At 66.5% G+C, this 23,113-nt stretch carries 18 protein-coding genes; 3 read left to right on the plus strand and 15 right to left on the minus strand.

Going from position 1 to position 23,113, the window contains the following annotated elements; all coding sequences use genetic code 11:
• Window positions 1-117 precede the first annotated feature (117 nt).
• The 14 genes from JOF55_RS01700 to JOF55_RS01765 all read right to left on the minus strand — a co-directional run bounded on the left by JOF55_RS01700 (window position 118) and on the right by JOF55_RS01765 (window position 16,946).
• A complete protein-coding gene (locus JOF55_RS01700) occupies window positions 118-1,107 on the minus strand; it encodes an NAD-dependent epimerase/dehydratase family protein (RefSeq protein WP_310268483.1) in 990 nt (329 codons plus the stop codon).
• On the minus strand, window positions 1,104-2,294 hold the full coding sequence (locus tag JOF55_RS01705) for a glycosyltransferase (RefSeq protein ID WP_310268485.1): 1,191 nt from the start codon (window positions 2,292-2,294) through the stop codon (window positions 1,104-1,106). Before JOF55_RS01705 ends, JOF55_RS01700 begins: the two co-directional genes overlap by 4 nt.
• Window positions 2,291-3,745, minus strand: a complete 1,455-nt coding sequence (locus tag JOF55_RS01710; RefSeq protein ID WP_310268487.1) for a sugar transferase — start codon at window positions 3,743-3,745, stop codon at window positions 2,291-2,293. Before JOF55_RS01710 ends, JOF55_RS01705 begins: the two co-directional genes overlap by 4 nt.
• Window positions 3,742-4,971, minus strand: a complete 1,230-nt coding sequence (locus JOF55_RS01715; RefSeq protein ID WP_310268490.1) for an NAD(P)-binding domain-containing protein — start codon at window positions 4,969-4,971, stop codon at window positions 3,742-3,744. The genes JOF55_RS01710 and JOF55_RS01715 overlap by 4 nt, the downstream gene beginning before the upstream one ends.
• Window positions 4,968-6,329 carry a carboxylate--amine ligase gene (locus JOF55_RS01720; protein WP_310268492.1) on the minus strand — a complete coding sequence of 454 codons (1,362 nt, stop codon included), beginning with the start codon at window positions 6,327-6,329 and terminating at the stop codon, window positions 4,968-4,970. Before JOF55_RS01720 ends, JOF55_RS01715 begins: the two co-directional genes overlap by 4 nt.
• 10 nt (window positions 6,330-6,339) lie before the next feature.
• Window positions 6,340-7,701 carry a nucleotide sugar dehydrogenase gene (locus JOF55_RS01725; RefSeq protein ID WP_310268495.1) on the minus strand — a complete coding sequence of 454 codons (1,362 nt, stop codon included), beginning with the start codon at window positions 7,699-7,701 and terminating at the stop codon, window positions 6,340-6,342.
• A 162-nt stretch (window positions 7,702-7,863) separates the two neighbouring features.
• Window positions 7,864-8,604, minus strand: coding sequence for a polysaccharide deacetylase family protein (locus JOF55_RS01730; protein ID WP_310268498.1), 741 nt, complete (start codon window positions 8,602-8,604; stop codon window positions 7,864-7,866).
• 90 nt (window positions 8,605-8,694) lie between these two features.
• Window positions 8,695-9,756: a 2-oxoacid:ferredoxin oxidoreductase subunit beta gene (locus tag JOF55_RS01735; protein ID WP_310268501.1), complete on the minus strand. Its 1,062-nt coding sequence runs from the start codon at window positions 9,754-9,756 to the stop codon at window positions 8,695-8,697.
• Complete coding sequence (locus JOF55_RS01740; protein WP_374727200.1) at window positions 9,753-11,666, minus strand: 2-oxoacid:acceptor oxidoreductase subunit alpha; 1,914 nt, start codon at window positions 11,664-11,666, stop codon at window positions 9,753-9,755. Before JOF55_RS01740 ends, JOF55_RS01735 begins: the two co-directional genes overlap by 4 nt.
• 416 nt (window positions 11,667-12,082) lie before the next feature.
• Window positions 12,083-12,901 carry a LamB/YcsF family protein gene (locus JOF55_RS01745; RefSeq protein WP_374727350.1) on the minus strand — a complete coding sequence of 273 codons (819 nt, stop codon included), beginning with the start codon at window positions 12,899-12,901 and terminating at the stop codon, window positions 12,083-12,085.
• 41 nt (window positions 12,902-12,942) lie between these two features.
• Window positions 12,943-13,440 carry a class I SAM-dependent methyltransferase gene (locus JOF55_RS01750; protein WP_374727351.1) on the minus strand — a complete coding sequence of 166 codons (498 nt, stop codon included), beginning with the start codon at window positions 13,438-13,440 and terminating at the stop codon, window positions 12,943-12,945.
• Between the two features lie 1,250 nt (window positions 13,441-14,690).
• A complete protein-coding gene (locus JOF55_RS01755) occupies window positions 14,691-16,004 on the minus strand; it encodes an aspartate aminotransferase family protein (protein ID WP_374727352.1) in 1,314 nt (437 codons plus the stop codon).
• 117 nt (window positions 16,005-16,121) lie between these two features.
• Window positions 16,122-16,508, minus strand: a complete 387-nt coding sequence (locus tag JOF55_RS01760) for a DUF5313 family protein (protein WP_310268517.1) — start codon at window positions 16,506-16,508, stop codon at window positions 16,122-16,124.
• Window positions 16,509-16,547: 39 nt separating this feature from the next.
• A complete protein-coding gene (locus JOF55_RS01765; protein WP_310268520.1) occupies window positions 16,548-16,946 on the minus strand; it encodes a hypothetical protein in 399 nt (132 codons plus the stop codon).
• Between the two features lie 187 nt (window positions 16,947-17,133).
• Here JOF55_RS01765 and hisS point away from each other — a divergent pair, with 187 nt between their 5' ends.
• Entirely contained in the window at window positions 17,134-18,435 is a 1,302-nt protein-coding gene (gene hisS / locus JOF55_RS01770) for a histidine--tRNA ligase (RefSeq protein ID WP_310268523.1), read from the plus strand.
• 101 nt (window positions 18,436-18,536) lie between these two features.
• On the opposite strand, the gene JOF55_RS01775 is transcribed toward hisS, so the two are convergent.
• Window positions 18,537-19,892, minus strand: a complete 1,356-nt coding sequence (locus JOF55_RS01775; RefSeq protein ID WP_310268526.1) for an MFS transporter — start codon at window positions 19,890-19,892, stop codon at window positions 18,537-18,539.
• 552 nt (window positions 19,893-20,444) lie between these two features.
• Here JOF55_RS01775 and JOF55_RS01780 point away from each other — a divergent pair.
• The gene (locus JOF55_RS01780) at window positions 20,445-21,758 is read left to right on the plus strand and encodes an MFS transporter (protein WP_310268529.1); all 1,314 of its coding nucleotides are present in this window, start codon (window positions 20,445-20,447) and stop codon (window positions 21,756-21,758) included.
• Between the two features lie 50 nt (window positions 21,759-21,808).
• Window positions 21,809-23,029, plus strand: coding sequence for an aminopeptidase P family protein (locus JOF55_RS01785; RefSeq protein WP_310268533.1), 1,221 nt, complete (start codon window positions 21,809-21,811; stop codon window positions 23,027-23,029).
• The last annotated feature ends 84 nt before the right edge of the window (window positions 23,030-23,113 follow it).

Below are 23,113 nucleotides of genomic sequence, written 5' to 3' on the forward strand. Positions count from 1 at the left end.
GACGAAGGCGCCGGGGCGGGGATTCGCCGATTCCGACCGCCTCGACGGCGGCGCGCGAACGCGAGAAGGATCGGTACCGTTTCCGCCGTGTCGTGTTCCATCACGCCGCCCTCGTCGTCATGGCACGGAGGCCACGGGAACCCGGCGATTTCGGGTGTGCTCGTCGAGCACCGAACGGATGATGTCGTCCAGCGTCCGGGTGGGCCGGAACCCGATCAGTTCCCGTGCTCGTGAGCAGTCCGGCACTCGGCGCCACATGTCCTCGTATCCGCTGCCGTACACCGATTCGTACGACTGGTACACGGGTGCACTGGAGGACCCGGTCATCTCGATGACCCGGTTCGCCAGACGTCCGATCGAGACCTGTTCACTGCTACCGAGGTTGACCGCCGTACCGAATGCCTGCTCGGTACCGATGAGCCGCACCAGCGCGGGGACGACGTCCTGGACGTGGCAGAAGCAGCGCACCTGCTCTCCGGTACCGAAGACGGTCAGTGGCGAGCCCTGCAGCGCCTGGGCCACCAGCCGTGGGATGACCATGCCGTAACGGCCGCTCTGGCGCGGGCCGACCGTGTTGAACAGGCGGGCGATCACCGCACGCAGACCGCACTCCCGCGCATACGCCTCGGTGAGGCTCTCGTCGAGTGCCTTGGCCTCGGAATAGGACCACCGCGACTTCAACGGCGATCCGACCAGGCGATCGTCGTCCTCGCGGAGACCGACCTTGCCGTTCTTGCCGTACACCTCGCTAGACGAGGCGAGCAGCAACCGGGCCTCGTACCGGTGGGCGGCCCACACGACGTTTTCCGTACCGTGGATGTTGGTCAGCAGGCTTTCCAGTGTCCGGTCCCGGATGACGAACGCACCGACGGCGGCGGCCAGGTGAAAGACCACGTCCACCTCCGCGGTCAGCTCGTCGACCGCGGTGCGATCCAGGATCGTGCCCTGCACGAGCCGGAAGTCGGGGTGTTCGGCGACCGCGGACAGGTTCTCCCGCCGTCCGGTGCTCACATCGTCGAGGCCGACGACGTGATGACCTTCCGCCAACAGGTGCTCGACCAGGTGCGAACCGATGAAGCCCGCAGCGCCGGTGACCAGTGCCCTCATCGGTCACCTCCCGCCGGTTCGGCGGAGGCCACGGCATCGGCCACGAGAGGTTCCGAACGTGGTGACCGCTGCGCGCGCCGGTCCAGCAGACCATCGTAGAGATCGTCGATTCTGCCGGTCACGGCGTCGATCCCGTATCTCTCGCGGATCGCCGGGACCGTCTCGCGTGGCAGTCCCGTGGACATTCCCGGTTGGGGTGAGCCCATCCGGGCAAGCTCGGAAGCGATCTCACGGCGCATTCCCGCCACATCGCCGGGTACCGCGCGGGCGCGGTCGGTCTCGATCCCCGCCATCGCCGGGCATGTCGTGTACAGCGCGCGAATGCCGTTGGACAACGCCTCCAGCACCGACAGACCGAAGGTCTCCTGGGCCGAGGAAGCCACGAACAGATCCAGCGCGGACAACATCGCCGCGACATCGTGCCGCTCACCGGTGAAGAGCACCCGGTCGGCCACGCCGTGTTCGCGTGCCACGCCCTCGAGCCGTTCGCGATCCGGTCCCTCTCCGACGATCAACAATCCGGTCGTGGCGTCCAGCATCGGAGCCATCGCCGCGATCACCAGGTCGAAGCGCTTGTTCGGATCCAACCGGCCCAGCACGCCGACGACGCGGACCTCACGAGCGATCCCGAACTCGGCCCGGATCCGGGCACGATCGGCCTCGTCGAAGGCGACCCTGTCGAAGTCGACACCATTCGGAATCACCGTGATCTTGTCCCGCCGCACCCCCCAGCCGACCAGCCTGTCCGCGACCGTGTCCGAGACCGCGATCGTGGCGTCCGAGCACAGGTCCGTGCCCAGGTACAGCGCCTGCACGCCACGGGTCATCCTCCTGCGCTCCAGATGTGTCCGGCCGATCGAATGCTCGGTGGTCACCACGGCCGGAGTCCCTGCCAGCCGCGCGGCGACGCGACCGTAGACACAGGCCCGGTACAGATGGGTGTGGACCACGTCGTAGCGGCCCTGGCGGATCAGTTTCCACAGACGCAACACGGCTGCGATCTCGGTGTTGCCGGTCATGCCCAGATCGCGGACGCGCACTCCGTCACGCGAGAGCATCTCGGCCACCTCGCCCGGGTTGTAGAGCGTGACGACCTCTGCGTCGTGGCGAGTGTGCTGAAGCACCGAACGCAGCTGCAGCTCGGCTCCGCCGACGCCCAGCCCCGTGATCACATGCAGAACTCTCACCGAGAACCTCCCGGAGACGAGGAGCGGAATCGTCCGCTCCCGACGAGCACGGTCGCCAATGTCCGGGCCACGATCACCGCGTCCATCCACAGCGACCAGTACTCGATGTACTGGTTGTCGAATCTCGCCCGCTGCCGGATCGAGGTATCACCGTGCAATCCGTGCACCTGGGCCCAGCCGGTCATGCCGCCCGGCATACGATGTCGGTCCGCGTAGCGCGGGATCTCCCCGGCGAAGCGCCGCGCGAAGTGCGGCCGCTCCGGACGAGGTCCTACCAGGGACATGTCTCCGCGCACGACGTTGAGCAACTGCGGCAGTTCGTCGAAGTGTGTCGCGCGCAGCCAGCGACCGAGCCGGGTGCACTGCTGCTCCGAAACCGACCAGTTCTGCTGTGCCCCCGGGGCGACGGTGCGCAGCTTCACCACCGATGCCGACCTGCCCGAGCGAGTGACACGTTCCTGGTGGAAGAAGACCCGGCGGCCGCTGCTCACCCGAACCGCTGCCGTGAGCAGGATCAGCAGCGGGGCGGCCACCACACACAGCAGTGCGCCGAGAACCAGGTCCAGTGCTCGCTTGACCTTCGCCCCCGCCCCCGTGTGGGCGTGGTGCCGCAGCGGAACGAGCGGAATCCCCCACACCTCGTCGAGGCAGCCCCGGGGCACGGCCATGCCCAGCTCGTGCAGCCGGGGAACCACGCACACGTCGGCGGACAGCGGTCGGCACGCCCGCAGCAGCGAGGTCAGCTCCGCCTCGGAAATGGCCGGAGAACACACGAGGACCCGGCTGATGCCGTGTCGACGCACCACCTCACCGAGCTCTTCGAGCGGCCCCGGCATCGGTGCGCCACTCCGTCCGGAGGAGCCGCGATCAAGAAATCCTCGCGGACGCAGTCCGAGTTCGGGGTGCTCATCGAGCAGTTGGGCGATGTCGAACGCAGGCGACCCCGTTCCCACGATCAGGGTCGGTTCGTGCCACCAACCGCGCCGGTGCACCGCGCGAAGCACCAGACAGCCACCCCCGCGGAAGGAGATCAGCGTGCAGGTGGCCAGAAGCGCCGACAGTGCGGCGCCGTCGACAGGCTTCCACGGTAGAAGCAGGATCAGCGGTAGCGCCGCGGCAGCGGCGATCCGCGGTACCTGGTCGGAGACTCGCAGGCAAAAACGTGTCCGATGCTGCCCCTCGGCAGCCAGAATCGCCAGAACGGTCGGGGCATACACCGCACCGAACCACCCCATCCCGGTCACGAGAATCAGTGTCACCAGCGCGAGACCGTCGATCACGGGCATCAGGAAGAAGGGGACGAACCGGCTCGACCGAGATGTGTCCGCAGTGGAATCCACCGATACGTGCGCGCCCGGTTTCCGTGCGAGTACAGCCGGTGCCCGTGCTGCGGTCTCGACCGGTGGTTCCCGGCGCTCTCGCCGGTCGGAGGCCAGTTCGGTCACGCTCATCGGCCGGCCCTCTCGACGGTGCGCGGCGTCCGGGCGCTACCTGCCAGCCTGTTCGTCACGAGACGCACCGCGTAGTCGGAGCCGTAGACGAAGCGCATGACGGGGCCGAATGTCGGCGCGACCGCAGCTCCCATGAAAAACAGTCCCGGTACCGAGGACTGGAAGTCCGCACCCACGTGCGGGGTGTGGTCGATGGTGCGCAGCTGCGCCCGCAACTGCGGGCTCAGAAACGGCAGCCGCCGGATGTCGGGGCGGTAGCCGGTGGCGGCGATGACATGCTCGGCCGTGAGCACCGAGGACTCTCCCCCGGAACTCCGCAGACCCAGTCGTACGTGCCCGTTGTCGGGTTCGGCCCACTGCACGGATTGGTCGAGCTGCAGGGGAACCCGGTCTTCCACGCGGTCGCGCAACCACCACGCCCCGGCCGGTCCCATCGCGGTACGCGCCAGCCGCACCCGGGTGAGCGCCGGAAGGTGGCGGAACCACCGAGGTTGCCGGGAATAGAACCATGTGGACCATCCCGAGCCCAGCCCCGCCTCGGGTTCCCGCATGCGGCGCAGCAGCGGCCGGTCCAACGCGAGCGGCAGACCATTCCAGGAAATACCGGAAGTACGGGCGACGAGGCGCACTGCCGCACCGGATTCGTGGAGCAAAGCGGCGGATTCCAGAGCCGACTGCCCCGCACCGATGACCACGACCTCGCGTCCGCGGAAGGCTCCGAGATCCACATGGGCGGAACTGTGCGAACACAGCTCGGAGGGCAAGCCGGACAGGGCTCCGGGGATCCGAGCGAAGTGCTCGATGCCGGTGGCCACCACCACGGTGCGCGCCCGGGCACGGTCACCATTGGACAGCACGAGCTCGTAATTACCCTGCCTGCCGGTGATCTCGGTGACCAGCACCTCCTCGACATCCGGGGCCTGATGCTGCTGGAACCATTCCCCGTAAGCACGGAAGGTTTCCAGGGACACCGGCACGCCGCAGTCGGCATAGTCGCGTCCGGTCTCCCGGCAGAACGCCGCCAGCGTGTACCGACCGGACGGATCGGACAGGCTGGAGGCGAACCCCTGCGACTTCAGGTACATGCCCTGCGGCATCGCGGTGTGCCAGAGATTCAGCGGCAGGCCGAACTGGCGGTACCGGATACCGGCTCCACGCAGGTGCGCGGCCAGCGACAGACCGTACGGTCCGGCACCCACAATGGCCACATCGACGGTTTCCTTCATACAACTTCCTTCCCGACTACCGGATACGACGACTGCCGCCTGGGTGCGTGGGCACTCCTCGCCCGCCCCGCCGGAGCCGCGGCACGGCCGGCAGCTCCCGCGCGGCCCGGTCGGTACACGGGCCGACCGGCTCGGTGAGTCCCCGTCCCGGGGCGAGTGAACGGACGTGTCACAGCACGCCAGCCCATGCGCAGGCACATCAGTCCGAAAGGCGCCGGATCGTCCCGTGCGAACCACGCCGACTCGTCCACCCCGCGCAGCGAGGCGGCCCACGCCCTGAGATCGATCCGGTTACTGCGCCAGTAACCGAATGCCGCGATGGGGTCGTAGTTCTCCACCACGAATCGGCGGCCGACAATCGGTTCTCCCTCCGGAACCGGCTGACCGGTCAGATCGAGATAGGCCGCCACGGCCACGTCGATACCGGCCCGGTCCCGGAACAGGCGGAACTGTGCTCCGATCCGGGGGTTGAAGTCCAGCAGTTTGTACTGGCCGTCCCGCTCGTCCCAGCGCCAGTCCAGATCCACGATGCCCCGGAAGGACAGCCGGGACAGCAGTTCCGTGGCCTGCTGTCGTAGTGCCACGTTGTCGGCGCACCGCCCGAGGCTGGTCAGGCCCGCAGGCGCGGGATAGGAACGCTCCTTGACCCCGGTGAACGCAGGGCGGCAGGTCGAGGCCGCATCACAGTAGCCGTGAAAGAACCAATCGCTGCCGTGCCCGCCCGGCAGGTATTCCTGCAGCATCACCCCTGCGGTCTCGTCCCTGTCACAGGCCCGGTGGACCGCGGACAGCTCGCCACGGGTGCGCACGATCGTGGTGCTGCGCAACCCGACCGCACCGGAGGCGCGCCACGGCGTCGCGAGTTTGGCGACCAGGGGAAACCCCACCTGCCCGGCGAAGTGCGCCATCTCGCTCCACGACCCGGCCGACACGGTCAGCGGGTGGGGCAGACCCCACTGCCTGCACAGCCGGTGCAGCGAGTGTTTTCCGGTGAGAGCACGCGGCAGGTACCGGTCCGGCTCGGGCAGGCGAAACCACGGCCGCAGGGTGTCGGCATGCTCGGCCAGCAGAATCGCGCCCGCGTCGTCCGTGGGCAGCAGTACCGGCCGAGATCCGATGCGGTCGGCCAGTCGGAGGAGGCCGTCCAGCACGCGTTCGGTGTCGGCCGCCTCGGGGCGCCACAACCAGCGACCGTGCAGGTAACGCGAGTGGGCTGCCGGCGCCAGCGCATCCTCGTGGACCCCGTACACGGGGACTCCGAGACGTCCGAGGCTGCGAATCACGCCCAACCCACCGTGGTGGAACACGTTCGGGTCGAGTTTGAGGACGACCGCCGGGGCGGTGGTGTCGATGTGCACCTTGGCCTCCTCACACGACCTGGCGGTGCGGTGCGATGTCGAACCGGTAGGTCGCGTCCAGCACCTGCGCGCAGTCACGTACCCAGGAGTAGTCGATTTCCGGGTGCACCGTGTGGATCACGACCAGGTCGCATTGTTCGGCCTCGGGCGTCTGCTCGCTGCTCAACGAAGTGCCGTCCGGCAATCGGATCTGCGGCATCAGCGGATCGTGGTAGGCGACACGCACACCTCGCCGGGCGAGTCCGGACAGGATCGGCAGGGCAGGAGATTCCCGAAGATCCCGCACACCCGCCTTGTAGCTGACGCCGACGAGCAGCACCCGCGCTCCCGAAGGCTCCACCCCCGCCTCGCCCAGCATCTGCACCGCCCGGTCCACGACGCGCTCGGGACGCAGTTCGATCGACCGCATGGTCTGCTCGATCAACGGAGCGGTGTGGTCGTGCTGACGCAACTGCCACAGCAAGTAGTGCGGATCGCACGGAATGCAGTGCCCACCCACACCGGGCCCGGGAAACCCGCCGAGGAAGCCGTACGGCTTCGTTCCCGCCGCGACGGTCACTTCGATCGGATCCAGGTCGAAGTGGGCGCAGATGTCGGAGAACTCGTTGGCCAGAGCCAGTGTGACCGCCCGGAAGATGTTCTCGTACAGCTTGGTCAGCTCCGCTGCTTCCGGGGAGCCGACCAGGTACACCGAGTCGGTCATGTTCTCGATCACCGATGCCGCGCGTACGGCACAGGCCCTGGTCACTCCCCCCACGATCCGCGGCGTCCGGCTGTGCTGGTGGTCCGGGTTGCCGGGATCGATCCGTTCCGGGCTGAATGCAATGTGCACGTCGGTGCCGATGGTCAGTCCCTGCTGTTCGAGCGGTTCGATGAGCAATCGGCGGGTGGTGCCCACGAAACTCGTCGAGGTGAGGATGATCGTCTGGCCGGGACGGACGTGTGCGACCACGGTCGCGCACGCCCGGCTCAGTGCCGTCAGGTCCGGAGCGTGCTCCTCATCCACCGGAGTGGGAACACAGAGGACGACCGCATCGGACTCATCGAGGACGGAAGCGTCCTCGGTCAGCAGGAGGTTGCCGTCGGCGATCGCGGCAGCCAGTCCGGCCTGCTCGTCCTCCGGCAGGTCCACATCGCCCCGCTTGATGGCAGCCAAGCGATCCTCGCTGACGTCGAGGCCGGTGACTCGCACGTCCCCGTGGCACAGGGCGGATGCGGTGGGCAGGCCCACATAGCCCAGCCCCACGACGGCCACCGTCTCCACTTCGGACGAGTACTGGCCGGACGTGGCCGTCGACGAGTACGCCACCAGCTTGTCGTGGAACTGGTGCTCGCGGCCATTGATCGCGAGCGCGAGTGCATGCTCCGCCACTGTCTCCCCTTGCTTTCGGCACCGACATCCGCCTTGCGCAGGAGCGCAGGGAAACAGTGGCATTCGGAGTCCGCTCGGGTCCTCCGTCAGCGGGGGGAGTGTGCCTACCCAGTACGCAGGAGATGTGGGGGACGAGGTTTTCCCTGAAACGTCACCCGGTACTCAACGACGCACGCGGGAGGTCCATTCGTGCCGGAGCCGCTTGGCGTGCAGGCGCAGTGCTCGGTCCCGATCGCCCACATAGGTACGCGGCAGCGCGTACCTGCCGGACAGCGCGGAGTTCCAGATCGCGCAGCCATAGTCGTAGCCGGTGGATCGTACGGTCTCGATCACTCGTTCGCTCACGTCGCCGTACGGATAGCAGAAACCACGCACATCCTGACCGGTGATCCGCTCCAGTACCGTGCGGCTACGCCGCACCTCGTCGAGCAGGGCCGCCTCGGAGACCGAGCCCAACGGCTGGTGCAGCATCCCGTGGGAGCCGACCTCCATACCGTCGGCAGCGACCCGACGTACTTCCTCCGCGGTCATCAGCGCTTTACGCGGACCTTCGGGATCCCACGCATTGTGCCCGCCCAATCGCTCGGCGAGCACGAACACCGTCGCTGTGAAACCGTACCGACGTAGGGCGGGCAGTACCGTCTCCCCGAAATCCGCGTACCCGTCGTCGAAGGTCAGGCCGATCAGCCCACGGGAATGTCCGGTGCTTTCGGCATCCAGCAACTCACGCATCGAGGTGCCCCGCAACCCGTGCCTGCGCAGCCACCGCAACTGCTGCTCGAAACGGTCGGGGCCCACTGTCACCCGGTACGGGTCCTGTGAGCACGAGGAAACGGAATGGTACATCAGCACGAGAGGGAACGTGCCGGTGCTGCGGGTCCGGGTCGGCTGTGGCTGTGCCATGGCATGCCGTTCTCGTCGGCTACACGTCATGCCGGACGATACGCCGCCCCCGCAGGCGACAACTCCCGTTACCGGAGTACTCCCCTTACCTCAGATGGTCCAGGTGTCCTTGCCGGTGAGCAGGTTTTGCAGGTCGGGCGGGTTGCTCTCGGCGGCTTGGCGAGTCTGGGCGCGGGCCTGGTCGTCGTAGGTGGGCCGAGGCGTCGCCCGGAAGATGCCGGTGACGGTGGGGTCGAGGTCCTGACCACCGAGCCTGGACAGCGCGAAGGCGTGCGAGGTGTCGTCGGCCTCGGCGTCGTGGACGACGAGATCGGACTCGTCGACCTCACACAGCTTGGCCACCTGCAGCTGACCCTGGCTGTCGCGGACAACGCCGTAGCGCTCGTCCTCGGGACCGAAGGTGATCGGCTGACCGTGCTGCAGGGGGATGATCCGGCGCTGCTTGTCGTCGCTGTCCTTGAGCACGTCGAAAGCACCGTCGTTGAAGATGGGGCAGTTCTGGTAGATCTCCACCACGGCACTACCACGGTGCTGCGCGGCAGCCCGCAGCGTCTCGGTCAGATGCGCCCGGTCGGAGTCCAGGGTGCGGGCCACGAACGAGGCTTCGGCACCCAGCGCCAGCGAGACCGGGTTGAACGGCGTGTCCAGTGAACCCACCGGGGTGGACTTGGTGACCATGCCCTGATCACTGGTCGGCGAGTACTGGCCCTTGGTCAACCCGTAGATGCGGTTGTTGAACAGCAGGATCTTGAGGTTGACGTTGCGCCGCAGCGCGTGGATCAAGTGGTTGCCGCCGATGGACAGCGCGTCCCCGTCCCCGGTGACCACCCACACGCTCAAATCGGGTCGGCTGGTGGCCAACCCGGTGGCGATCGTCGGGGCACGGCCGTGAATGGAGTGCATCCCGTAGGTGTTCATGTAGTACGGGAACCGGCTGGAGCAGCCGATGCCCGAGACGAACACGATGTTCTCCCGCTTCAGCCCCAGCTCGGGCAGGAAACCGCGCACCGCGGCCAGCACCGCGTAGTCACCGCAGCCGGGGCACCAGCGCACTTCCTGATCACTGGTGAAGTCCTTGGCCTTCTGCTGCTCGTCGGTGGTCGGAACACTGTCCAACCCACCCAGCGCGGGCAGACCCAGATCGGTAGTCACGCGGAAACCCCCTGCACGACATCGGTGAGCACGGTTTGCAGCTCCTCTGCTTGGAAAGGCAGGCCCGCCACCTTGGTGTAGGACTGCGCATCGACCAGGTACCGGGATCGCAGCAGCATCGCCAGCTGTCCCAGGTTCATCTCCGGCACCACGACCTTGTCGTAGGCACGCAGGACCTCGCCGAGGTTGGCAGGCATCGGATTCAGGTACCGCAGGTGGGCCTGGGCCACCGCGTGGCCATCACTGCGCACCCGGCGACAGGCGGCCCCGATCGGCCCGTAGGAAGAGCCCCAGCCGATCACCAGCACCCGCGCCTGCCCAGAGGGGTCGTCGACCTCCAGGTCGCCCACGGTGACCCCGTCGACCTTGCTCTGGCGCAACCGCACCATCCGGTCGTGGTTGTCCGGGTCATAGGAGATGCTGCCCTTGCCGTCGGCCTTCTCCAGCCCGCCGACCCGGTGCTCCACACCCGGGGTTCCGGGAATCGCCCACTCGCGGGCCAACGTCTCCGGGTCCCGCAGATACGGCCAGAACTCACCGGAGCCGTCCGGAGCGTTGGGCTCGGAGGCGAACGACACCCGCAGATCCGGCAGCCGGCTCACCTCCGGGACCATCCACGGCTCGGAACCGTTGGCCACCGCCCCGTCCGACAGCAGCACCACCGGAGTGCGATAGGTCAACGCGATCCGGGCTGCCTCCAGAGCCACCTCGAAGCAGTCCGCAGGTGAGGCGGGCGCGACCACCGGCACCGGTGATTCGCCGTTGCGGCCGTACAAAGCTTGCAGCAGATCGGCCTGCTCGGTCTTGGTCGGCATCCCCGTCGACGGGCCGCCACGCTGGATATCGCAGATCAGCAGCGGTAGCTCCAGGGCCACGGCCAGCCCGATGGTCTCCGACTTCAGCGCCAGCCCCGGCCCCGAGGTGGTGGTCACTCCCAGGCTCCCGCCGAAGGCCGCACCCAGTGCCGCACCGATCCCGGCGATCTCGTCCTCGGCCTGGAAGGTGGTCACCCCGAAGTTCTTGTGCTTGGCCATCTCGTGCAGCACGTCCGAGGCCGGCGTGATCGGGTAGCTACCCAGAAACACCGGCAACTCGCTGCGCTGCCCAGCACTGACCAGGCCGTAGGCCAACGCCTGGTTACCGGTGATCTGTCGGTACGTGCCCTGCGGCAACGTCGCCGGAGCCACCTCGTAGGACACCGCGAACGACTCGGTGGTCTCCCCGTAGTTCCAGCCCGCCCGGAAGGCCAGCACGTTGGCCTCGGCCAACTGCGGTTTCTTGGCGAACTTCTCCCGCAGGAACTTCTCGGTGCCCTCCGTGGGGCGGGAGTACATCCACGACAGCAGCCCGAGGGCGAACATGTTCTTGGCCCGCTCGGCCTCCTTGCGCGACAGGCCCGTCTCGGCCAGCGCACCCTTGGTCAACTCGGCCATGGCCACCTCGTGGACCACATAGGGCTCGAGCTCATAGGTCTCCAGCGGGTTGACCTCGTAGCCGACCTTCTTCAGGTTGCGCTTGGTGAACTCGTCGGTGTTGACCACCAGAGTCCCGCCGCGTGGGAGATCGCCGATATTGGCCTTCAGCGCCGCCGGATTCATCGCCACCAGCACATCCGGGCGGTCTCCCGGCGTGAGGATGTCGTAATCGGCGAAGTGCAGCTGGAAGCTGGACACCCCGGGCAACGTCCCCGCAGGAGCCCGGATCTCCGCCGGGTAGTTCGGCAGCGTGGCCAGGTCATTGCCGAACGCCGCGGCCTCCGAGGTGAACCGGTCCCCCGTCAACTGCATGCCGTCACCGGAGTCGCCCGCGAACCGGATCACCACGCGGTTCACCTTGCGGGTGTCCTGCGCAGTACCGGCCGTGCCGGATCCCGCCTGCTCCGCGGGTTGGTGTCCGTTCGTCGTCACCACTTGACCAGTTCCCTTTCGCCATGCAGGAGGTCATCGCCCGCATCCTGTGGATCCGGGCAACCCTGCGGCTGTTCGTGCCCCGGGTGCACTCGCCGATCAGGCCACACCCACCACAAAGCCTACTACCGGTAGCAGCACGTCTTCGACCATGCGCCCATTTCCTGGGATATCGCCGGATAGCGGCCGTGCATGGCCGCACACCATTTCGGAATCAGCAATCCCGGACAATGACACATATCACATCGATTGCCCGAGACTGCTTTGTGCAGCACTTATGCATCCACCCCTGGAGGTAGGCGCCACGAACGCGAAAGCATCCCATCCGTCCCGCGTGCAGCTCCCCGAGCAAGGAATCGATCCGGCTCGCACGCACGACATGCACCCCACGGAAACAATATTTGTGACATCCGTCATAATCAATACGTGTCAGTGTGCTCCGGGTCCGACCAGGGGCGACCGGGTGACCGATTTTCGGTCACCGGAGCCGGCGCGAACGAGACAAGCTCGATTCCCTCGGTTTCGAGCCGTCCCCGGACCGCGTGGGCGATCGCGACCGCATCGGGAGTGTCCCCGTGCACACAGATCGACTCGGCGCGTACCCGGATCATCGACCCGTCGACGGCCTCGATCTCCTCGCCCCGCGCCAAGCGCGAGCACCGTTGAGCGATCCGCTCCGGATCGTGCAGCAACGCACCCGGGGCCCGGCGGGAGACCAACGTGCCGTCCGGGTTGTAAGCACGGTCGGCGAAAGCTTCCCGGTATACCGGCAGACCCGCCTGGCCTGCCAACTCCAGCCATCGCGAGCCGGGCGAACCGAGCACGGCCAACCGGGAGTCGTAGCAGCGGATCGCCTCCACCACAGCCGCCGCCTGGTCGCTGTGGCCACCGACCGCGTGATACAGGGCACCATGCGGCTTGACGTACGTGATCTCGGTTCCCGCCACACGCGCGAACCCCGCCAGGGCGCCGATCTGGTAGATCACGTCGTTGGTCAGATCCTCCGGGGCGATGTCGATGAATCGCCTACCGAAGCCCGCCAGGTCCCGATAGGCCACCTGCGCTCCCAGCGCCACACCGCCTCGAGCAGCACGCGTACACGCATCACGCAACGTATTCGGATCTCCCGCGTGGAAGCCACACGCGACGTTGGCACTGGTGACCACATCCAGCAGAGCGGCATCATCGCCGAGTTCCCAGCGACCGAACCCCTCGGCCAGGTCGGCGTTCACATCGATGCGCAAGTCGTCTCACCACGAAGCGGTCGGGCAGGCGTCCTCTATCGACGCGACGGCCGACGACAGACGTACGTGCGCGCCGGGGGGACATTGCGCCAGACGGTGCGCGTCGTGACGACCTCGTCGAACGCCCGGCCGAGGCGGCGACGGAACAACCGCGCACCGGACAGCCCCAGCGCGTGGGCGTAGGCGATGGTGGTGAACGCGGCGCCCGGCGCGAGAACCCCACCGACCTCATCGAGAATGCGGGTCTGCGACTCGCCGGAAAAAAGCGACCACGGCAGGCCACTGACCACCGCATCGACGGAGTCCACACCCGCTTCGCGCAGGAGTTTCCCCAGTTGCATCGCATCACCCTGGATGACTTCCAACCACGGCATACTGCTACGCAGATGCTCGACCATGCCCGTGTCGAGCTCAACGGCGATATGCCTGCCCGCGGCGGGCAATCGCTCGGCCACGGCCCCGCTCAGCGCACCGGTGCCCGGCCCGAGTTCGACCACGACGGGTTGCCCGGAAGTCGGTACCACCCTCGCCATTTCTCGTGCCAGCACCGGTGAGCTGGGGATGACGGCACCGATCGTGGCCGGCTCGCGCAGCGCTCGCACGACGAAGGTGCGGTACTCGTCGACCACGGAACCGGAGTTGTCACCTCGCACCGGGACTCCGGTGCCCCCAGCCGAATCACCGGGGTGGGAAGGATGCGTTTCGGTCCGCTGCTCGCCGGGCTGCTGAGGTGCGCTCACGATTGCCTTCTCGATCGGGGACTCGGTCGCCTCACCCGCGTCGAATCCACGTCGCCGTACTGCCGCTTTCGGCAGCGACCGCATCGACCCGGGCAGGAACCGTCCTGGCAGTCTCAGCCTACCGCTTGCCCGAACATGCGGGCACACCTCCACGGGCCATGGGTGACCGTCGAGCCGACGAGATGGGCCCACCCGGATCTCGGCGCTGACCCACCCTCTCGGATCACGACCGGGCCAACCGGTCGGCACGGAATCTCCGATCCGTCCGCACGCATCCGCCGAAGCGCGAAAGGACCGCGGGACCATGTCGGGTTCCCGCGTCACCGAGCACGGCAAATGAAATCGAAGCCACCGAAAAGGAAAATAATTCGCCGACAAAGAGTTCAGCAATGTCGCCGTTTCCGAAAAATGAAAAATGATGTAAATAATCCCGGTGCACCGGCATACTCCGATGCACCGGACTCACAGCTTTTCGGCACCGGGAGAGCAAACCCGTCCGCGCTTCTTCAGCCGGCCTGGTCCCCAGCCGGGGAAACCGATTGCCCCAACTCCTGCTCCTGCTCAGGGATGTCCTCCGAAGGACGTCGCACCCACGTGACCGCAGCACTCGCTACCGCCAACAGCACGACTGCCTCGCTCGTCAGAGTCATCCATACCGTTGCCACTGCCTTTTTCCTCCCTTCTGCTTACCTTACCCACCTCCGGTTCTCACGCGCGTACGCGCACGCGCGTGAGAGCAGTCGGAACACGTCCAAGGGGACGACCTTTGACAGGGCCGGAAGAGGTTGGGGCGAAACCCACTTACGGCAACGATGATAGGGGCTCGCCGCATTCCCGATGAAGGGGGCTCCGGGTGTTTTCGATCGCACCCGAGTGGCCTATCGACCTGCCGTGCTTCGCCCGGTCGGAGCCACAGCCGTACGAGAGGGCGCTGCGGACCACCGGAGGCCGGGGAATACTCTGCGGCTTCGATCGCCTTGCCAAAGGAGGCAGTCGAGTGTGGAGAGTCTCCCAGGCGGGATACTCCCACACTCGCTGCAAGGTCAGGCGTGGCGAGAGGAGGACACCTTGTTCAGGGCGTCCAGCAGCACGCGCGCGCCCTCACGTACCTCGGACTCGGTCACACTCAGCGGCGGAGCGATACGCAGCACGTTGCCGTTGAGTCCTCCCTTGCCGATCAGAACGCCCTGGCGCTTGGTCTCCTCGAGAACCTCGGCGGCCAATTCGGGCGCGGGCAGCCCGTCCGGGTCCACGAGCTCGACACCGATCATCAGTCCCTTGCCGCGCACGTCGGCCACGGCCGAAGCGCTGCCGAGAGCCCCGTCGAGCTCCGCGCGCAGGATCGCACCGGTATGTGCGGCATTGCGCTGCAGATCGTGTTCCAGCAGATAGTCGAGATTGGCCAGCGCACCGGCCGCCGTGACCGGGCTGCCACCGAAGGTGGAGATGGAGTTCGCGGCGACACTGTTCATCACCTCGGCGCGGGCGACGACCCCACCGATCGAGAGTCCGTTACCCAAGCCTTTGGCGAAGGTGACGATGTCGGGCTTGCCGCTGCCGTCGTGCGCCTGCCAGCCCCAGAAGTGCTCACCGGTGCGGCCCCATCCGGTCTGCACCTCGTCGCTGACCCACAGGATGCCGTGGCGGTCGAGCACTTCCTTGAATCGCGCGTAGAGACCGTCGGGCGGCGTGGCGAATCCGCCGACGCCCTGGATCGGCTCGGCGATCAGGCACGCGACATTGCCGTGCAGCTGATCGAGCACATCCTCCAGATCCGCCACGCACGCCTCGGTCAGCTCCGCATCGGACAGACCGGCCATCGGCGTCCCGCGGCGGCGGCTGCCGTGGACGTAGAACGTCTGCACCGGCGACAGACTCGTCGGCGACCAACTCCGGTTGCCGGTCACCGCCATCGAGGAGAACGAGCGCCCGTGGTAGCTGTTGCGCAGCGCAAGCACCTGATTCGACGCCCGGTATCCGGTGGCCAGCAGCAACGCCGTGTCGTTGGCCTCGGTGCCGCTGGTCGTGAAGAACACCCGGGGATCATCGATACCGGATACCTCGGCCACCCGCTCGGCGAGTTCGATCATCGGCCGGTTCAGGTACAGCGTGGAGGAGTGCAGGATCTTGCCCGCCTGCTCACTGACGGCGGCGGTGACCTCGGGCAGCGCGTGTCCGGTCATGGTGGTCAGGATCCCGCCGAAGAAGTCGAGATAGCGGTTCCCCTCGGCGTCCCGGACGTGCCGTCCCTCGCCGCGCTCGATGTCGATGGGCTCGGCGTACATGGTGGTCAGCCAGTCCGGCAGCACCGCCTTACGGCGCTTGGCCAGTTCGGCGTGGATGCCGGTGGTGCCCATCTCGTCGCCGGTGTCGGTCGAACCCATGTCTTCCCTTCGTGCTCGTGCTGGAGCCGGTTCGGTATCCACCGACCCCTGTTTTGTGCAACTTATGACTCGGGGCCTACTGGTGCAGGTTCACGTCCACCACCGGTGACGGCGGGCAGCGTGCTTCGTCGCCCGCCGCGCGTCCCGGTACAGGGCACGGGTCTCCCTGCCGATCCCCGGCGGATGGCCATGCTTGATGACCCGGTGTTCGGTCGTCTCGACCATCGCGCTCAGCGAGTAGAAAACGCCCACCAGCAGCCCCAGCAGCACCGACATCAGCCGGATCCACAGGGGCCCCGGCAACAGCAGTATCACGACGCACAGCGGTGCCAACTGCGTCAATGCGCGCGCCAACTGCCGCAGCACCCACGTACGGCAGGTCACATCGTGCAGCACCCACTCGGCATAGCGATCCGGCAGCTTTCCGCCATAGGCGTACCAGACCCACTGGAGCGGGTTCGGACGAGGCGTGCCCATTCCTGGCAGAGTAGCCCCGGTATCCCGGAGAATTCCTGCTCACCGGCGGTCCAACCTGTCCCGCAATCGAGTGCAGCCCCGGATCACGGCATCCATTGCGCGGACCGACACCCGAGACGCCCTCCCTGTGGTGTGCTGCCCGGGCAACGGCGCAGGCTGAGCGGGCTCGTTCCACAGCTCGCGCACCACCGCGTCGCGGCGCGCGGCTCCGACCTCGGCCGCGTGGGCGAGTTCGGCGAGCCCGCTGGTCAGTGCCTGCACGACCACGGGGACCTGAGCGACGGGCAGTCGAAAGGTAGCCATGCACTGGTTGCCGTTCCAGAGGCTGAGCACGACGATCCGATGCTCGGCATGCCAACTCATCCGCAGGACGCGTTCCGGGCCGCGATCATCGAGGAACACCTCACTGGAGCCGGCCGCCAAGCGCACAGTTCGCATACGTGCATACTGCCTGCCGCCGAGCGCGCGGGAAAGTCCTGCAGTCCGCCGGGTCGGACGGTGCCCGTTCCCGGTGCGTCGGATCTCGGAGACGGGCACCGCCGTGCTCGATGTCCGACAGCGTCACCAAGAGGCAGAGGTTACCCTACGTGCTGTTTCTTATCTCATGCGTGCGCGAAGGAGCATCGTGGCCGAATACCTGCCAACCGAGCCCTACCGAGGAACCCGAGACTTCCTCCCCGACGAGATGTCGGTGCGCACGCAGGTGTTCCATCGGCTCTACGATGTTCTCGAACGCTACGGATATCAGCGCTACGACGGCCCCCAACTCGAACCGGTCGAGATTTACGAGGCCAAGTCCTCCCAGGAAATCGTCTCCCAGCAGCTCTACACACTCACCGATCAGGGCGGGCGACGGCTGGCGCTGCGCCCGGAGATGACGCCCTCTGTGGCACGCATGATCGCGGGCAACGCGGGCAAGCTGACCTTTCCGGTGCGCTGGTACAGCCACCCGAACTGTCACCGCTACGAGCGTCCGCAGCGTGGCCGGGTTCGCGAGCACTGGCAGATCAACGTCGACCTGTTCGGCTCGGCAGGCACAGCTGTCGAGGTGGAGTTCTTCGAGCTGATTCACGACATGATGGGTGGTCTGGGAGCCACCTCCGACATGTGGCTCTTGCGGGTCAGTGACCGCGTCCTGCTGAATGCGCTGCTGACGCGGATTGTGGAAGTCCCGGAGGATCAGGTTCGCGTCACCGCCAACCTGTTGGACCGGTGGGAGAAAGTCACCGACGACGCCCTGGCTGCCGATGCCGCCGGGATCGGATTGTCGGACAAGCAGTTCGCCCGCCTGGGCGAGATCGTCCGGGACGGCACGGCAGCCGTGGCGGAGCTACCGCAGGAGCTCCGGGAGCAGTCGCGGCTGATGCAGGTGCTGAACAGTAGCGCCGCCGACCTGGTGACGTTCGACCCGTTGATCGTACGCGGGTTCGACTACTACACCTCCACGGTGTTCGAGGTCTTCGACACCAACCCCGAGAACCGGCGGTCCCTGTTCGGTGGGGGACGTTACGACAATCTGGTGGGTTTGTACTCCGCCAAGGAGATACCCGGCTTCGGGTTCGGCATGGGCGATGTGACGCTCATCGACTTCCTGAACACCCACGGGCTACTGCCCGAGCCACGCACCAACGTGGATGTCGTGGTGATTCCCACTCGGGAGACCCTGTTCGAGCCCGCCCGCCGTGCGGCTCGCTTGCTGCGTACGGCCGGTATGCGCACGACCACTCCGCTGGAGGTGCGCAAACTCGGCAAGGAGTTGTCCCGCGCCGACAAGGCCGGGGCTCGGGCCGTGGTCATCGTCGGCGACGAGGACTGGGCCACTGAACAGGTGACCGTGCGTAGCCTGATCAGTGGCGGCCAGCGGAAAGTGTCGCTGAAGGACGTGACCTCGGTGGCTCGAGCGATCCTGGATGATCATCACGTGTAATGCTCGTTGGGAGGCACGCAGAACACGTTTGGAGCTGGACCGCTCCGGTATTCCCGACTGGCGTTTGCGTTGCCGGGAGTGTTGATGAGCGAAGGTTTGTACTACTGGCCCTCACCGACACGCAGTTCCTCGTCGGCCTTCGCCCGGGGAACGGCCGAGGCCGTTTCGGGGAGCAGGAAGGCCGACAGGAACGTGGCCAGCCCCATGATCAGCAGGAAGGCCGACACCGAGGCCGAGGTTCCCGTCGCGGCCAGCAGCGCGGTCATGATGAACGGCGTACCGCCACTGATCAGGATGGCGGCCAGTTGGTAGGCCAGGGAGACTCCCGAGTAGCGCACCCTCGGCTCGAACAGCTCTCCCAGATAGGCCGCCAGGGGACCATAGGCCAGGCTCGAGCCGATACCGCCCACCGTCACGGCAGCAGCGATGAGTACCAGCGACCCCGTGTCGACGAGCCAGAAGAAGGGAAACGCCCAGACCATGATCAGCGCGGCACCGGCGAGGATGAGCGGCCTGCGGCCCACCCGGTCGGAGAGCGCACCGGCCGCGAGGATCACTCCGATGCCGAACGCCGAGGAAGCCAGGCTGATGAGCAGCAGGACATCCCGGGAAAGGCCCAGCTCCCGAGTGGCGTAGTCGAGCACGCCCGCGATGCTGACGTAGAAGATGGCGTTGGAGGCGAACAACAGCCCCGCCCCGAGCAGTATTTGTCGGCGGTGCGTCCGCATCACCTCCAGCAGCGGCGCCCGCACGACCTGGGCAGCTTCGTCCTGCTTGCGCTGCTGGATCTCCTTGAACACCGGTGTGTCCTCCACGCGGAGCTGGATGAACAGCACGACCGGGAACAGCGCAGCACTGGCCAGGAAGGGGATGCGCCATCCCCAGGCGAGGAACGCCTCCGGGGCAACGAGGGCACTGACCAGGAGAAACGCGGTGTTCCCCAGAATGACCCCGATGGGCACCCCCATCTGACCGAAGGTTCCCGCCAGACCCTTGCGGCGGGTGCCTGCGCTCTCGGTCAGCAGCAGCACGACGCCGCCCCACTGGCCGCCAACCGCGATGCCCTGCAGGAAACGCAGTGCCACGAGCGCGATCGGAGCGGCCACCCCGATCGACGAGCTGGTCGGCAGCACGCCGACGAGGAAGGTGGACAGGCCCATGAGTACCAGGCACGTCACCAGGGCCGGTTTACGACCGAGCTTGTCACCGAAGTGACCGAAAATCAGACCACCGATGGGCCGGGCGATGAAACCCGCCCAGAAGGTGCTGAAGGACAGCAGGGTGCCCATCAGCGGTGACGTTCCGGGGAAGAACAACGGCCCGAACACGAGCGCGGCCGCCGTGGCGTAGATGAAGAAGTCGTACCACTCGATGGAACTTCCGACGAGTCCCGCGATCATGAGCTTGGCGGGCGGTCGCCTGCCGGGCAAGGCGCCTTCGGTCTGCGCTGCGGTCATGAACCGATTTCCTCCTTCGACAGAGGTAGCATTCCGCTAGTACCGACCAGTCGGTCTGTGACCCGTTTAACAGTGACTGCGCAACCGAGCGAAGTCAATCCCCGCTCGGCCAGGGACTGTGCACGCAGCCGGGGCGGCACACAGAAAGCACAGAGAGCCAGCTCACGTCTCATTTTGAGCAACAAAGTTGCAAAATAATCCCACTGATGGCCACGCCAGGCCGTATTGCTCAAATCCGCAGCTCAGAACGTCTCCATTGAGAGAATACGAGCGGAGCAGCATCCGGCCATAACACAAGGAAAGTCCTGTTAAAAGGTGGCATACCGAGGAAGCACCAACTCCGGCATGAACTCTTGACTCGAAGTAACCCGCCATCTAAGTTCCGTTCAACGCAACCAAGTTGCATTTGGCTCAGTGTCGGTACAGCGCGGTGCGGCGCTGCACATGCCGTGCGACGAAGCACGGCAGCCAGATGCCTGTCCACCGCTGACGGTGGCCGGGACGTCCCGGCCTGTCGGCACAACTCCCCAATCCCCGAGGGGTGAACTTGCGATGAGCGAAACAACCCTCACGGGCCGCGAGAGCGAAGAATCGAGACCGGCGACGATGCGCCGGGTCGTCGCGGCGAGCTTCATCGGGAACTTCGTCGAGTGGTTCGACTACGCCGTGTACGGCTATCTTGCGGCTACCATTGCCCTGGTCTTTTTCCCCGAATCCTCGCCGACGGCGGGATTGCTGGCCACGTTCGGCGTGTTCGCGATCTCCTTCATCATCCGGCCGGTCGGCGGCGTGTTCTGGGGCCACTTCGGTGACAAGGTCGGGCGCCGCACCGCTCTGTCGCTGTCGATCCTGATCATGTCGGCCTCGACCTTCGTGATCGCACTGCTGCCGGGGTACGAGCAGATCGGTCTCGCTGCACCGGCTCTGCTGCTGGTGGTACGGCTCGTGCAGGGGTTCTCGGCGGCCGGGGAGTACGCCGGGGCAGCCTCGTTCCTGTTCGAGTACGCGCCGAAGAACCGCCGCGGTATCCACACCAGTGTGGTTCCCGCCAGCACCGCCACCGGTCTGCTGCTCGGCTCGGTCATGGTCACCGCCCTCACGGCGATGCTCTCCGACGCACAGATGACCTCCTGGGGCTGGCGACTGCCGTTCCTGCTGGCGGCTCCCCTGGGACTGATCGGCCGCTACATCCGTGCCAAGTTGGAGGACACGCCGGAATTTCGGGCTCTGGAGCAGGAGGAAACCGAGGCGCGGACTCCGCTGAAGGAGACCTTCCTGCACAACAAGCGTGCGGTCATCGTGGGACTGGGTGTGGCCTGCCTGAACGCGGTCGGTTTCTACACGCTGCTCACCTACATGCCGACCTACTTGTCCAGCGAACTGCACCTGGATGAGACCGCATCGTTCCTGTCGACCACGGTGGCCCTGTGCGGCTACATCGGCTCCGTGTTCCTCATGGGCCGACTGTCGGATCGTTTCGGGCGCCCGGCCATGCTCGCGGCTGCCGGAATCGTATTCGCGCTGCTGTCCGTACCGCTGTTCCTGCTTCTGGGCACCGCCGGCCTCGTCGGCATCACGCTGCTCCAATTCGGGCTGGGCGTCATGCTCACGATGAACGACGGCACCCTGCCGTCCTACTTGGCCGAACTGTTCCCCACTCGCGTCCGTTACAGCGGATTCGCATTCAGTTTCAACCTGGCCAACGCCCTGTTCGGTGGAACGGCGCCGTTCGTGGCGACCTTCCTCATCCACAGCAGCGGCAGCACGATCGCACCGGCCTGGTACCTGGCCGCGGCAGGTCTCGTGGCGGCGCTGTCCATCGGCCTCGCGCGCGGTGGAGCACGCCAGTCCCGTCCGGATCGGTGAGCCGTCGAAGACGGCGACCCGGTCAGCATCCACCACACAAGGAGATTCGAATGAACCTGGAGCGACTCAAGACCATCCACAACGGTGAGCGGGTTGTGCCGACGTTTTCGGACGCGGAGATGTCCCGGCGGGTTTCCGGGCTGCGGGCTGTGATGGCCGAGGCCGGTGTGGACGCGGTGGTGTTCACCAGCTACCACAACATCAACTACTACAGCGATTTCCTCTACACCGCCTTCGGCCGCCACTACGCACTGGTGGTCACCCACAACAGCCACGTCACCGTCTCGGCCAACATCGACGCAGGCCAACCCTGGCGCCGCAGCTTCGGCGACAACCTCGTCTACACCGACTGGCACCGCGACAACTACCAACACGCCATCGCCACCGTGCTCGCCGAAGCCGGCCTCACCCGCGGCCGCCTCGGCGTCGAAGACGACCACATCCCCCCCATGCTGCGCGCCCAACTCGCCGAGACCCTCCCGGGCTTCGAACTCACCGACATCTCGGCAGCCACCACGGCCCAGCGCATGATCAAATCCGACGAGGAGATCGCCCTCATCAAAGAAGGCGCCCGCATCGCCGACATCGGCGGCGCCGCCGTGACCGCCGCGATCGGCGAAGGCGTACCGGAATACGAAATCGCCCTGGCAGGCACCCAAGCCATGACCCGCGAGATCGCAGCCACCTTCCCCCACGCCGAACTCCGCGACACCTGGGTGTGGTTCCAATCCGGCCTCAACACCGACGGCGCCCACAACTGGCCCACCACCCGACACATCCAGCGCGGCGACCTGCTGAGCCTGAACTGCTTTCCCATGATCGCCGGCTACTACACCGCCCTGGAACGCACCCTCATCCACGGCCAACCCACCCCAGCCCAGCTACGGTACTGGACGATCAACACCGCCGTACACGAACACGGCCAGGAACTGATCAAACCCGGCGCAGTCTGCAAGGACATCGCCGCCGAACTCAACGAACACTTCAACGCCGAAGGACTCCTGGACAAACGCACCTTCGGCTACGGACACTCCTTCGGCGTCCTGTCCCACTACTACGGCCGCGAAGCCGGCCTCGAACTCCGCGAAGACATCGACACCACCCTGCAACCCGGCATGGTCGTCTCCATGGAACCCATGATCACCATCCCCGAAGGCCAACCCGGAGCAGGCGGCTACCGCGAACATGACATTCTCGTCGTCACCGACAACGGCGCCGAGAACATCACCGGCTACCCCTACGGCCCCGACCACAACATCATCACACCCTAAAACCACCCCAACCCCCGGTGCGCACAGCCCCACCACCGTGCGCACCGGGCACCACACAACCTGGGCTCATCAGCTCAGCACGGA

This window comes from Haloactinomyces albus (genome assembly GCF_031458135.1).
Taxonomy (GTDB): Bacteria; Actinomycetota; Actinomycetes; order Mycobacteriales; family Pseudonocardiaceae; genus Haloactinomyces; species Haloactinomyces albus.

Bases quoted from the DNA above. Each gene is read 5' to 3' on its own strand.
- JOF55_RS01700 (WP_310268483.1), bottom strand. From the start codon at position 1,107: ATGAGGGCACTGGTCACCGGCGCTGCGGGCTTCATCGGTTCGCACCTG.
- JOF55_RS01765 (WP_310268520.1), bottom strand. From the start codon at position 16,946: ATGCGAACTGTGCGCTTGGCGGCCGGCTCCAGTGAGGTGTTCCTCGAT.
- JOF55_RS01780 (WP_310268529.1), top strand. From the start codon at position 20,445: ATGAGCGAAACAACCCTCACGGGCCGCGAGAGCGAAGAATCGAGACCG.
- JOF55_RS01775 (WP_310268526.1), bottom strand. From the start codon at position 19,892: ATGACCGCAGCGCAGACCGAAGGCGCCTTGCCCGGCAGGCGACCGCCC.
- JOF55_RS01755 (WP_374727352.1), bottom strand. From the start codon at position 16,004: ATGGGCACCACCGGCATCCACGCCGAACTGGCCAAGCGCCGTAAGGCG.
- JOF55_RS01710 (WP_310268487.1), bottom strand. From the start codon at position 3,745: ATGAGCGTGACCGAACTGGCCTCCGACCGGCGAGAGCGCCGGGAACCA.
- JOF55_RS01730 (WP_310268498.1), bottom strand. From the start codon at position 8,604: ATGGCACAGCCACAGCCGACCCGGACCCGCAGCACCGGCACGTTCCCT.
- JOF55_RS01785 (WP_310268533.1), top strand. From the start codon at position 21,809: ATGAACCTGGAGCGACTCAAGACCATCCACAACGGTGAGCGGGTTGTG.
- JOF55_RS01750 (WP_374727351.1), bottom strand. From the start codon at position 13,440: ATGGCGAGGGTGGTACCGACTTCCGGGCAACCCGTCGTGGTCGAACTC.
- JOF55_RS01760 (WP_310268517.1), bottom strand. From the start codon at position 16,508: ATGGGCACGCCTCGTCCGAACCCGCTCCAGTGGGTCTGGTACGCCTAT.
- JOF55_RS01715 (WP_310268490.1), bottom strand. From the start codon at position 4,971: ATGAAGGAAACCGTCGATGTGGCCATTGTGGGTGCCGGACCGTACGGT.